Consider the following 12,847-nt stretch of genomic DNA (forward strand, 5'->3'; position numbering starts at 1 on the left):
GTATTCGGAACTTGGAGACTATGCAGCTCAGCTGGTTGCTGAATCCAATTACGGATGTTTGGATACGACGAATTTGGATATCAAGATTCTGCCTTTCAATGTATTTACGCCCAACGCCTTTCGTCCGGATAGTGATATTCCGGAGAACCGAACCTTTATGCCGGTTGGGCTTGGCGCTGATGTTGCCCGGTTTGACCTGAAGGTTTTTGATCGATGGGGACAAGTCGTATTTGAGACGAAAACACCTGAGCATCCTTGGGATGGAACGAATAAAAACGGGGACCAAGCTCCGATGGGAAATTATATCTGGATGGCCAACTTCTTCGACATTCAGGGTTATGAGCATAACCAAAAGGGGCAAATTCTTTTAATCCGCTAAGATTAAGGTACACCAAATTCTTCTTCGTAGGAGTTGGAGAATGGGAAGTAGCTTTTTTTACGATTACTTTTCAGTAAGAATGAAAGAGAGACCTCGCTGGTACCACCTGAATTTCCCCAAAGGCCTGAGATTGTCCAGTCGTAGCTGTAGGTAAATTGCATGCGATTATTGACAAAACCGACCAGAAAGATTAGTGAATCGTAACGTATGCCAAAGTTTTGACGAAACCAGGTGCCAGCCGTTAATCCCCGTTTTGTAGCCAGTATTCCATAATTTATTTGGTTCGAAATACCTTGTTGCTGAATGATTAGTTGAGGGGAGATATCGAATTTTTTTCGCAAATGTCCATGCCTGAAAACAGGTAGCCTCGCCCCGGCATGGACCGTATATTTTCGATCAAGTACACTATTGTCATCATTTTCGGGAGCGTACGATTGGCTGGGTTCGGTTAAATGATGGATGGCGGCGCCGAAAAACAATCGTTTGCTGTATACCAAAAGTCCGGTAGAAAAATCGGCATACGAAAAGTCTGGCTCAGTGATGATCTCGCCCGTAGCCCCATGGTTCCCATAATTGATGTCCAAATTATCAGCAAAAATCAAGTCATTTACTTTCAGCGAATTTTGGTGGTATCCAACTTGCAGTCCAGCGTGGACCCGGTATTCGCGACTGAGCTGAATGAAAACAGAATAGGCCAGATTAACTTGCAGTTGATTGAGCAGATTGCCTGCCTGCGCATCGTTCATCACTTGTAGGCCCAGCCCACCTTGCAGCGACTCAACCGGAAAATCAGCGGCAACACTGTAGGTTGTATAAGCATTGTCGAATTGAAGCCATTGATTGCGATACTGAAGGGCTATTCGTGGTGCTCCTTCTGATCCGGCAAAAGCCGGATTGAGATACATGGGATTGGCATAAAATTGAGAAAATGAAACATCTTGCCCATAGGCAAATTGAATTCCCAATATCAGTAACGCGATGGTACGAATCGTTTTTTGCACAAGATAGTTTAGCCTAATTCACGAGGAGTAAAAATACTTAAAAATCAATCCGATAGAAGAAGTTGAGATTAAAAATGAATAAATCATTTTTAATTAGAGTATTAGACCTAAAAAAGCCGGACAATAATCGCCCGGCTTTCTTTATCTGATGGTCTCTGTTTCTACTTCTTGCTCAACTCCACAAAATCGCGCTGAGACTTGATGAGGTTGATGGAATGCAGGATCAGGTTCTTGGTTTCCTTGATGATGTTGAAGAACAGCAATGAATTCCGCGTGCTCACATCTTTTGCCTTGATCCGTTTGATCTGTTTTTTCTCCAATTGAGTAAGTTTGTCGGTTAGCGCCTCTTTGTGAGCCAGCATTTCGTCAAACTTCTCGTACTGATTTTCTTTCACCAGGTGCAAAGCCAGGTTGAAGAATTCATCGACATGATTAATCAGGTCGGTCATTTCTTCCAGCTGCACCTCAATAAATGGTTTGTGGTTGTTGCTTAGGTGCTTGTACAACGGTTCGATCAGGAATTTCAGTGAGTGCGAAACTTCACGCTGGTAATCCACGATCTGTACATAGCAGTGGCCACTTTCCATCGATTCCTGTTGCAAAGTTTGAATCGTTGGGAATACTTTGTCTTTGGCCTTTTTGACTTTTTTCTGGAATTTCTTGATCAACTCCATCGACTCTTTCAAATGGGCACGGTCTTCTTTAATAAAGCTATCAATACTCACCGAGTAGATCTGGTTGGCATTCATAACCGTGTTGAACACTTGCTTCTTTGTTTTCTCAATGATTTTGTCCGACAAGTCAACTTCTTCTGCTTCCTCTTCTTCCTGTTCTTTTGCCCGTTTTTTAAACAGTACGTAAGTCCTGCCGACCATGACAATGGCCACAGCCACAAAAACAAAAATCATAAACTGGCCGCTGATGGAAATGACCCAGGCAATGAAGGCGGCTACACTAAAGGCCACCAGCGCAGTCATAAACCAGCCGCCAATAACGGTGAAAACACCAGAAATCCGGTAAACCGCACTTTCGCGGTCCCAGGCCCGGTCAGCCAGCGAGGTACCCATAGCCACCATAAAGGTGACGTAAGTGGTGGAAAGTGGTAATTTGTAGGAAGTACCGATTGAAATCAAAATCCCGGCGACAATCAAATTGACCGACGCTCTGATTTTATCAAAAGCCGGCCGGTCTTTATCGTTGAATTGTTCTTCCCTGTTGGGCTCGAAGCGTTTATCCAGGGCGTTTGTGAGAACAGCGGGAAACACTTTACGCAGTCCCTTGTTCACCGAAATGGTGGTACGTACCATGGTGCGGGAGAATATTGAAGAGGCAAAACGCTCTTCTCCTTCGCTTTGGCGCGACAGATCAACCGACGTGGCCACTACCGAGCGTGCTTTGCGGGAGGTGATCAAGGTGATGATCATGACGAAACCTGCAATGGCAAGCATATAGGTTGGCGTGGCAACCTTTCCCGTGAGCATGCCCATCTCGAAGGTTTCGGGCGAGGTGGCACCGGCGGCAACCCAAGCCTTAAATGATGCAAATCCGGCGAGTGGAACCCCAATAAAGTTCACCAGGTCGTTACCGGCAAAGGCCATGGCCAGGCCAAAGGTTCCAACCAAAACAATCATCTTAGGAATATCAATTTTGAAGATCCAGTATAACAATTGCAAGGCGACAGTCCAGCCAACAAAACTTATCAGAAGAATATTTGTCATGTTGACAGTCAAATATTCAACCGTTTCGGCTGACATGAAGGAAGCACCCTTGGCCCCTTTAATGATCATGAAATACGTCATGGCGGCGATAGCGATACCGCCAAAGGCAGACCCAAAATATTTGAGTGTCCGGTTCGTTTTGAAGGAGAAAATGATACGGGCGACATATTGAACAGCAGCACCGATAACAAAGGCAACAATAACAGAGAGCAAGATACCGGTAATAATAGCCAGCGCCTTTTCGGAGTTAATGTATCGATGTAATTCGGCAATCGACTGGCCTGCCTGGCTAATTTTAACAATGGAAACCGCTACGGCGGCACCCAGCAACTCGAAAACAATGGAAACGGTTGTTGAGGTTGGTAATCCAAAGGTGTTGAAAAGATCGAGCAGAATGATGTCGGTAATCATGACAGCCATGAAAATGACCATGATTTCGGTGAAGAAAAACATGTCGGGATGAAAAATCCCTTTCCGGGCCACTTCCATCATTCCACTGGAAAACGTAGCTCCAACTAAAACACCTAAGCTTGCAACCGTGAAAATGATCCATTTTGGTGCGGCTTTCGAACCGATAGCCGAGTTGAGGAAGTTAACAGCATCATTGCTTACCCCAACCACTAAATCGGAGATTGCCAGTGCAAAGAGCACAACAACAAGAATAAGATAAAATTGTTCCATTTTTTTGGTATAAGATTGACGGGGGCAAAAATAGCGTTAACTAACTTTACACCGCCCCCGGCGTGTTAAATTAATGTTAACGAACCGTCAATTTACTATTAATGAGAGAACAAGCAAAATTTTGTTCTAAATTCGTCGCAAACAACTGTTTTATGAAAACATATTCACCACAAAAATTGGCTTTTTATCTCGGACTTTCCCTGACCTTTCTAACGATTCTCTTTGTGATAGCCTTCTCATTACTCGATTTTTCACTGTGGATTTATCTGGCATTGATCCTGTTTTATTTCGCGATTATCTATTCGCTAATTGTTTATATTATGCGCGAATATGTTGATCACCGGATTGAGCCTATTTATAAGATTATCCGCAAAATCCCGGTCGAAGGGAAAAAAATAAAAAAACGGGGCGATCAGGTTGATCTTGTTTCGACTGCTCGGCAGGAAGTGGAGGAGTGGGCAAAAAACCAAACACAGGAAATTACACGCCTGAAAGATCTGGAGCGCTACCGCAAAGACTTTGTAGGCAATGTTTCGCATGAACTGAAAACACCGATATTCAACATTCAAGGTTATATTCTAACACTTTTGGAAGGTGGAATTGACGATCCCAAAGTGAATAAGCTGTACCTGAAACGCACCGAGAAAAGCATTGACCGGATGATTTCGATTGTGGAGGATCTGGAATCTATTACCAAGCTGGAGTCTGGCGAGTTGAAACTGAAATACGAAACTTTCGACTTGGTCAAGCTCGTGGATGACGTGATTGAGATGGAGCAAATGATGGCGGCCGAACGGAAAATTCAGCTCTTATTTGACCGCCCTGAGAAACCGGTAAAGGTGCATGCGGATAAAAAGCGGATTATGGAGGTGATGACCAATCTGGTGGTGAATGGAATAAAATACGGCCAGCGGAAAGGGTTTGTTAAAGTGTCGTTTTACGATCTAAAACACAATTTAATGATTGAAGTGGCTGACAATGGACTGGGAATCGACAGCAAGCATCTGCCCCGCATTTTTGAGCGGTTCTACCGCGCCGACAAATCCCGGTCACGCGAGCAAGGCGGAACCGGCCTTGGGCTTTCCATCGTTAAGCACATTATCGAAGCCCACGAACAAACCATCAATGTTAAGTCTGCGGTTGATGAAGGGACAACTTTTACCTTCACCCTTGAAAAAGCCAAATGAAAGTCGTAATTTTCGTAGGATTTCAAGTTTTAACGATCATAAACAATCTATTTCGCTGTACTTTTACCTTAGCAGTGGTTAATATTACCGACTATGAGTGATACAAAATACAAAATCTTGCTGGTCGATGATGAAGTCGACATTCTGGAGTTTATCAGTTATAACCTCGAAAAAGAGGGATATAAAGTGTACACCGCTCAGAATGGCGTTGAGGCCATCAAGCTGGCTGAGAAAAAAACTCCCGACCTGATCATCCTTGATGTGATGATGCCTGAAATGGATGGTATTGCTGCCTGCGAAGAAATTCGGAAAATTCCATCGCTTTCAAACGTGGTCATTGCCTTTCTGACCGCCCGTGGCGAAGATTACTCGCAGATTGCCGGGTTCGAAGCAGGTGCGGATGATTACATTACCAAACCTATTCGGCCAAAAGTATTGGTTAGCCGCGTCAAGGCTTTGCTGAAACGGACCGGAGGCGGAATTATGACCGAGCAGGCCGTTGAAAATTCAACAACCATAACCATTGGTAATCTGGTGATTGACAAGGAACGTTACCTGATCAATTCTGAAGGTGTAGAAATGGTTCTGCCCCGCAAGGAGTTTGAGCTGCTTTCATTGCTGGTTTCCAAACCGGGCAAGGTTTTTACACGAGAAGAAATCTATTACTCGGTTTGGGGTGATAATGTGGTTGTTGGAGACCGCACCATCGACGTTCATATTCGAAAACTTCGTGAGAAAATCGGTAACGATCACATCAAAACCCTCAAAGGAATTGGCTATAAGTTCGTAGAATAGCCGTTTAATCCCTTATAAACTAAGGGATTTTTTATTTGTTTCGTTACCTTTGTTAAAAAGCACTTTGGAAATGAAATCAAAAAATCTATTGGTACTGGTGATTGTACTCGCGTTGGTTGCTTGTAAGACCAAAGAAAAGGAAGATGATCTTCAGGTTGAAGTAGCACCTCAGGACACCGTTCAAATTGTTGAAGTTCCTGAACCTGAACCTGAGCCGGTTGAGGAAGTTGATCTCGGCGTTAATCTGGATGATAAATATTTTCTGGTGGTCGATACTTACACCGTGAAGGCCTTTGCGGAAAGCTGGGAACAGAAATACAAGCAAGAAGGTTATAAGCCGGCTGTGATTATGCGTAATGAAGATGGTTACTACCGGCTTGCACTGCAGTCGTTTAAAGATTTTGATTTAGCGAAGGAAGCCTTGAGAGTACTTCGTCTGGAGGACGAATTCGAGGATGCCTGGATCATGGTCATAGAAAAATAATCACCAGGTAGTTGACAGCAAAACCCAGCATGAATCCGGCATAAATTTGCAACGGGTCATGTTTCTTTAAAACCAATCGCGAGGTTCCAACTGCACCTGCAGCGATGATTAACCCGGTTAAAAGTAAGGAGCTGTTCAGCCCCAGCCGGAAAGACAACGCTAAGATGGCACCAATTAATCCGCCAATTCCAGCCATGTGGTTGCTGATTTTCCATTTCATAGAGACCAGCAAAAGCAGAATGATGATCAGGATCGTTGCTAGCAGAAAGATTCGGTAGATGGGGTAAACCTGGAGTCGTCCCAGGTAAAAGTAGCCCAGGTAATAATAGACTGCCGTGAAAAGTAAGGGAATGACCCGGTCGGTACTTTTTTCCATTTTCATATTAAAATGCTTGTTGAACGAAAGCAGTCCCAAGCTCAGAACCGGCAACAGAAAAGTACTCATAAAGACAATCAGCAGGAGCAGTTTTTTGGCATCATAGGTGATCATGGAAAAGTAAAAGCCTGAATTCATCAGCAGAAGAAACCCATAGGTAGGGATCAGTAAAGGGTGAAAAATAACAGAAAACGTCTGGGCAATGCCTTGTTTAATATTCATGCGTTACTTTTATAATTCTTTTCGTAAGCGGGCAACCGGAATACCCAGCTGTTCGCGGTATTTAGCAACTGTTCGCCGGGCAATCGGATACGATTTGTCTTTGAGAATTTTGGCCAGCCGGTCGTCTGTCAGGGGTTTGCGCTTGTCTTCATTTCCAATGCATTCTTCCAAAATCTTTTTGATTTCCCGTGTCGACACTTCTTCACCAGTATCTTTCTGCATCCCCTCCGAAAAGAAATATTTCAGCGGGTAAGTGCCAAAATGGGTTTGAATGTATTTACTGTTTGAAACACGCGAGATGGTTGAGATATCGAGTCCAGTGCGATCGGCAATGTCTTTCAAAATCATTGGTCTTAGCCGGGTTTCATCGCCTTCCTTAAAATATTCCTTCTGAAAGTCGATAATTTCCGACATGGTCATCAGCAAAGTTTGCTGTCGTTGCTTAATAGCATCGATAAACCATTTGGCCGAATCCAGCTTTTGCTTGACAAACTGGACAGCTTCCTTTTGGTTTTTCGTGGCGCTTTTGCGGTTGCTGGTATAGCCCTTGAGCATATCCATGTAGGAGTTGTTCATGCGTAAATCCGGCACGTTTCGCTGGTTCAGCGACAAGATCAGCTCGCCATCCACATTATCGAGCGAAAAGTCGGGTACAATGACCTGGTTAGAGCTGTTTTGAGGGTTGTTGACTGAACCGCCGGGCTTGGGGTTGAGTTTCAGTATTTCGTTGAAAGCTTCTTTCAGTTGGTCTTCTGTGATTTCGAATTTGTGAAGAATCTTGTCGTAGTGCTTTTTGGTAAATTCGTCGAAGCTTTCCTGCAGGATTTTGGATGCCAGGCAAGTGGCGTCGGTCCCTTTTTTACGCTCAATTTGCAGCAGCAAACATTCCTGAAGCGAACGTGCTCCAATGCCGGCCGGATCAAAATCCTGGATGACCTCCAGAATCTTTTCCAACTCCTGTTCCGTCACATTCATGTTGAGCGTGAAGGCCAAATCGTCGCTTATGGACGATAAATCGCGGCGCAGGTAACCATCCTCATCAATATTTCCAATGATGTATTCAGCTAGCAATTTTTGTTGATCATTCAGTCCGGTCAATCCCAGTTGCTCGGTTAGCGACTCGTAAAAGCTTACTCCAGAGCTATAGGGCATATCCACTTGCTTGTCGTCCTTCGAATAGTTGTTGACGTTCAGCTTATAGGTCGGAATATCGTCATCATCCATATAATCTTCGAGCGAAAATTCATCACCTTCGCTTTCACTGCTTTCGCTATCATCGCTTTGATCAATCGGTTCGTCGTCCACCATTTCAAGAACCGGATTTTCCTCCAGCTCTTTTTTTATTCGTTGTTCGAGCTGAATAGTAGGAATCTCCAGAAGCTTGATCACCTGGATTTGTTGAGGCGATAATTTCTGCAGCAGTTTCTGTTGTAAACTTAATCGTTGAGATGGCATACTATTCTAATTTCTCCAAAGTTAACTTTTCCCGAAATAACAAATATAAGCTTTGTTATCAAAAAGAGGTTGACTTTTCAGGTCAACCTCTGTTGTTTTTAGAGTTATTTAATGATTTTTTGCTTTAAAATTCGGCATTTTTTGGTGTTCTGGGGAAAGCAATCACATCGCGGATGTTGCCCATTCCGGTTGCAAAAAGGATGAACCGTTCGAATCCCAACCCAAAACCGGCATGTGGAACTGTTCCGTAGCGACGGGTATCCAGGTACCACCACATTTCATCAGTTGGCACGTCCATTTCTTCCATCCGTTTTACCAGCTTGTCGTAGTTCGACTCACGTTCTGAACCGCCAATAATTTCGCCAATTTGCGGGAAAAGCACATCCATGGCAGCAACGGTTTTTCCGTCATCGTTTTGCTTCATGTAAAAAGCTTTGATGTCTTTCGGATAATCAATCAGAATAACCGGTTTGTTGAAATGTTTTTCAACAAGGTAACGCTCGTGTTCGCTTTGCAGATCAATTCCCCACTCAACCGGAAACTGGAATTTACCTTTTTTGTATGGTTTTGAATTCCGCAGAATTTCAATCGCTTCGGTATAGGTGCAGCGCACAAAATCGTTTTCCAGCACAAACTGAAGTTTTTCAATCAGTTCCATTGAGCGTTGATCCTGTGGTTTATTTTTTTCCTCCTGTTCCAGCCGGTTACTCAGAAATTTAAGGTCATCCATGCAGTTGTCCAACGCATAACGGATCAGGTATTTCAGAAACTCTTCGGCTAAATCCATATTGTCTTTTAGCTCATAAAAAGCCATTTCTGGCTCAATCATCCAAAACTCGGCCAGGTGACGCGTGGTGTTCGAATTCTCAGCGCGAAAGGTGGGGCCAAAGGTGTACACTTCACCCAAAGCAGTAGCTCCCAGTTCGCCTTCGAGCTGCCCCGACACTGTGAGGTTGGTTGCGCGGCCAAAGAAATCCTGTGCATAATCCACCTCGCCTGCCTCATTCAATGGCGGGTCAATAGCCGGCAGCGTTGATACCCGGAACATTTGACCGGCGCCTTCGGCGTCCGAAGCGGTTACAATAGGCGTGTGCAGGTAGTAAAAACCTTTGTCGTTAAAATATTTGTGAATGGCAAAAGCCATGGCGTGCCGAATACGAAATACAGCGCTGAACGTAGCCGTACGAAAGCGCAAATGCGCGTTTTCGCGCAAGAATTCCAGGCTGTGTTTTTTAGGTTGAATGGGATATTTCTCGGGATCAGCTTTTCCATAGATGGTGATTTCCGAAGCGACCAATTCTACAGCTTGCCCACTTCCCATCGACTCAACCAATTCACCTGTGATCCCCAGCGCAGCGCTGGTATTGATGTCGCGCAACAAGGCTTCACCAAACTTTTCGACATCAGCAACAACCTGCAAATTATTGATGGTCGATCCGTCATTCAGCGCGATAAAATTGACATTTTTACTGCCGCGCTTGGTTCTCACCCATCCTTTTACCAACACTTGCTGGCCTACTTCGCCGCCAGCCAATACTTCTTTAATTTTCAGTCGTTTCATGTTGTTTGTTGTGTTTTGCAGATTATTTTATGCGTTCCCTGATCATCAGGCTTAAAAATCGAATCACAAAAGTACATTTTTCTGCTGAAAAACATGAATTGACCTATGAAAAGTTCTGGGAGTGGCTGATCTGACTTCGATACCGTGAGTGGGTCTTCGAGGTGTCGGGAATTGTCCTTACTCAAGGTACTGGCCCTTGTTTCATAAAAAAAGAAATCTCAACCCGGCAAGTCTTTCTGTCAGTTCGTGTTAAAAAACATTATTCACTATAAACAATAAATCTAATTTATTTCTATTTTTGATAATAGAAAAAATCAAGTCGAATAATCAATTCATTCTCAATGAAGACATTAGGAAGTGTTTTGTTTCCAATAGTTTTGATCCTGACTGTCATGTCTTTGTCAAACTGTAAAAAGTCAGGCAGTGAAGAACTGGTCTCTGAAAAGGATATTGATGGTTTGGTTCAAAAAGGGCCGTTCATCAGCGGAAGTTCGGTGACCATTTACGATTTAAAGACAGATTTAACTCCGGTGGGAAAATCGTACAATACACAGATCTCCGATAATCAGGGCTCGTTCCAACTCAATGGTATTACGTTAAGTTCGGGTTACGTCAATTTAAGAGCCGATGGTTTTTATTTTAATGAAGTGGCTGGTGCACAGTCGGTGGCACAGCTTACCTTATATGCCTTGGCCGATGTTGCGGGTTCGGGTTCAGTCAATGTCAACTTGCTGACTCACCTGGAAAAACCGCGTGTTGAATTTTTAATGCAGCAAGGAAAATCATTTTCCGATGCGAAAACACAGGCTCAGAAAGAAGTGCTGGCCATTTTCAGCCTGGAAAAGGATGGAATTGGATCTTCAGAAAATTTGAATATTTCCCAAGGTGGTGAAGATAATGGAATTCTGCTGGCCATTTCAAGCATTTTGCAGGGTTACCGTTCCGAAGGAGCGTTGACCGAACTTTTGTCGAACATCAGCAACGATATTCGTGAAGATGGTCAACTGGATGATGAGAATTTGGGAGCGGCCCTGGTCAATCATGCGTTATCGCTTAATGCCACTGCAATTCAAGCGAATTTGACTAAGCGATATCATGAGCTCGGAGCATCAGCCAACGTTCCCGCTTTTGAGCAGTTCATTACCAACTTTATCGCCCACACGGGTTTTGAGCCAACAGGATCAGTCATTAGCTATCCGGCTACCGGACTGAATGGTCAAAATATTCTTGCCTTATCGAAAACCGATTATTTGGCGGGCGAAAACAATCCCTGTAGCCTTGCCGCCCAGCTACCTAAAAATTCGAACCTGAAGATTCGGATTACTTCGCTCAGTGATTCCGACACCATAAAAACGGTTTCTGCTGATACGACTGACGTCTCAGGACCTAAGTCAACCAAGGCCGCATGGTACTACCAATCGAGTTCGAATATTAACTGGTCTATTTCTGATTTTGATACGGAAGCTTTTTCGCAGACCTTTACCGCTATTGAGCCCGACAAATCCTGTGATTTGAAGTTATTCTTTGACCGTGGTTCGTTTTTGGTTGAATACTTTGAAATGGACGCGGTGGAACCAGCCAAGGAAAAAACAATCACCGTGGAATGACCAATGGGTTTCGAACGATTGATTTCACAGCTTTAGTGATGCCAAAATAAAATGAAGCAAAGAATAGTTTTTAGTTTGTTGTTCATGCTGCTTGCGGTTTCAGTAAGAAGTCAGCTTCAGTCAACGGACTGCTTTGCGGAGCAGACCGCTGTTTGGACGGAGCAACAAAAAGAATTGATTTTTGAACATGTTCGTGCTTTCCCGGAGCACACGCAATTGGCATTTGCATTTATCAACAACGGAGCGGTTGCTTTTTCAGGTGTCATTTCCGAAAATGATACGATTAGGTTGGTTGACAACCGGCATAAAGTCTTTGAAATCGGTTCCATTTCAAAAGTGCTTACCGCAAGTTTGCTGACTGCCATGGTTGGTGAGGGAAAACTGAGTCTGGAAGATCCGGTGAACGACCACCTTCCTTTTGCATTGAAAGATTCCATTCGGCCAACGTTTATGCAGTTGGCCAATCATACCTCGGGTTTGCCGCGCATGCCTTCAAACTTTGATGCCGGTGTTCCTTTCGATCCGGCCAATCCCTACCGGAACTATGGCCCCGATCTTCTGGAAGAATACCTAACCAAGCAGGTGGAACTGGCTTACCATCCGGGAGAGCGGAGTGAATACTCCAACCTGGGAGCAGGACTGCTGGCTTATACATTGGCGCAAATGACCGGCTTGGATTATCAGCAATTGTTGAAAAAATACCTGTTTTCGACCTATGGAATGACAGCCTCAACCACCAGGCGCGGGGATGTGACTTCAAGCTTGGTTCGTGGCCTCGATCAAAACGGCGAGGAGACGTCGAACTGGGATTTCTCGGTGATGGTAGGGGCTGGCGGCATTTTGTCGACCACCGAAGACCTGGCCAAATTTGCTTTGGCCCAGTTTGATGACGCGAACCAGGAACTGAAACTGACGCGCAAACCGACGTTTGAAGTGAGTGAGCGGATAGCCCTGGGCTTGGGCTGGCATATTGTGAAAACCTCCTCTGAAACTGAACTGTATTGCCACAATGGCGGCACTGGAGGCTACAGCTCATCGATTGTGCTTGATACCCACCAGGCCAATGGCGTGATCATCCTTTCCAATGTCTCCGCTTTTCATCCCCAATCGCCAAAAATTGAACAGCTGTGTTTTTCGTTGCTGCGGACGCTCGGGGATCATTGAAATAATAGCCAGACAGCACATCAACCAACTTTTTAGAAGGTTCCGATTAGTATTGATTTAGTCGACGGGAAAGCCCCAAAATCAGCTCTTTTGAAGTAATTCGACAGCCGGCGAAATGAAAGTCAGCTGTCAAGTTTCATTTCGATGAGTTTCTAAATGAAAAGGGCCCAGTCCGAATTGGACTGAACCCTTTTACTGGTTTATTAAAATGGTCTAG

Annotated in this window: 11 protein-coding genes; 6 read left to right on the forward strand and 5 right to left on the reverse strand. The window is 44.4% G+C overall.

Features of this window, described 5'->3' with window-relative positions; genetic code table 11:
* Positions 1-379: gliding motility-associated C-terminal domain-containing protein (locus AAC033_RS16190; RefSeq protein ID WP_339740013.1), on the forward strand; the 379-nt coding region annotated here is incomplete at its 5' end.
* A 2-nt stretch (positions 380-381) separates the two neighbouring features.
* Here the strand turns inward: AAC033_RS16190 and AAC033_RS16195 are convergent.
* A complete protein-coding gene (locus AAC033_RS16195; RefSeq protein WP_339740015.1) occupies positions 382-1,380 on the reverse strand; it encodes a PorP/SprF family type IX secretion system membrane protein in 999 nt (332 codons plus the stop codon).
* Positions 1,381-1,541: 161 nt separating this feature from the next.
* On the reverse strand, positions 1,542-3,779 hold the full coding sequence (locus AAC033_RS16200; protein ID WP_339740016.1) for an inorganic phosphate transporter: 2,238 nt from the start codon (positions 3,777-3,779) through the stop codon (positions 1,542-1,544).
* 152 nt (positions 3,780-3,931) lie between these two features.
* Between AAC033_RS16200 and AAC033_RS16205 the strand changes: the two genes are divergently transcribed.
* The 3 genes from AAC033_RS16205 to AAC033_RS16215 all read left to right on the forward strand — a co-directional run bounded on the left by AAC033_RS16205 (position 3,932) and on the right by AAC033_RS16215 (position 6,245).
* Positions 3,932-4,966, forward strand: a complete 1,035-nt coding sequence (locus AAC033_RS16205) for an ATP-binding protein (protein ID WP_339740018.1) — start codon at positions 3,932-3,934, stop codon at positions 4,964-4,966.
* A 93-nt stretch (positions 4,967-5,059) separates the two neighbouring features.
* Complete coding sequence (locus tag AAC033_RS16210; RefSeq protein ID WP_339740020.1) at positions 5,060-5,761, forward strand: response regulator transcription factor; 702 nt, start codon at positions 5,060-5,062, stop codon at positions 5,759-5,761.
* Between the two features lie 70 nt (positions 5,762-5,831).
* Entirely contained in the window at positions 5,832-6,245 is a 414-nt protein-coding gene (locus tag AAC033_RS16215) for an SPOR domain-containing protein (RefSeq protein WP_339740022.1), read from the forward strand.
* Here the strand turns inward: AAC033_RS16215 and AAC033_RS16220 are convergent.
* From AAC033_RS16220 to asnS, 3 genes are all read right to left on the reverse strand, one after another.
* Positions 6,232-6,843: a phosphatase PAP2 family protein gene (locus AAC033_RS16220; RefSeq protein ID WP_339740024.1), complete on the reverse strand. Its 612-nt coding sequence runs from the start codon at positions 6,841-6,843 to the stop codon at positions 6,232-6,234. The two genes, AAC033_RS16215 and AAC033_RS16220, sit on opposite strands and share 14 nt — an antisense overlap.
* A gap of 9 nt (positions 6,844-6,852) precedes the next feature.
* A complete protein-coding gene (gene rpoN, locus AAC033_RS16225; RefSeq protein WP_339740026.1) occupies positions 6,853-8,298 on the reverse strand; it encodes an RNA polymerase factor sigma-54 in 1,446 nt (481 codons plus the stop codon).
* Between the two features lie 124 nt (positions 8,299-8,422).
* Positions 8,423-9,859: an asparagine--tRNA ligase gene (gene asnS / locus AAC033_RS16230; protein WP_339740028.1), complete on the reverse strand. Its 1,437-nt coding sequence runs from the start codon at positions 9,857-9,859 to the stop codon at positions 8,423-8,425.
* Between the two features lie 341 nt (positions 9,860-10,200).
* Here asnS and AAC033_RS16235 point away from each other — a divergent pair, with 341 nt between their 5' ends.
* Together AAC033_RS16235 and AAC033_RS16240 are read left to right on the forward strand one after the other, a co-directional pair.
* Positions 10,201-11,466 carry a hypothetical protein gene (locus AAC033_RS16235; RefSeq protein ID WP_339740030.1) on the forward strand — a complete coding sequence of 422 codons (1,266 nt, stop codon included), beginning with the start codon at positions 10,201-10,203 and terminating at the stop codon, positions 11,464-11,466.
* A gap of 51 nt (positions 11,467-11,517) precedes the next feature.
* Complete coding sequence (locus AAC033_RS16240) at positions 11,518-12,630, forward strand: serine hydrolase domain-containing protein (protein ID WP_339740032.1); 1,113 nt, start codon at positions 11,518-11,520, stop codon at positions 12,628-12,630.
* The last annotated feature ends 217 nt before the right edge of the window (positions 12,631-12,847 follow it).

The organism is uncultured Sunxiuqinia sp. (genome assembly GCF_963974515.1).
In the GTDB taxonomy this organism is placed as follows: Bacteria; Bacteroidota; Bacteroidia; order Bacteroidales; family Prolixibacteraceae; genus Sunxiuqinia.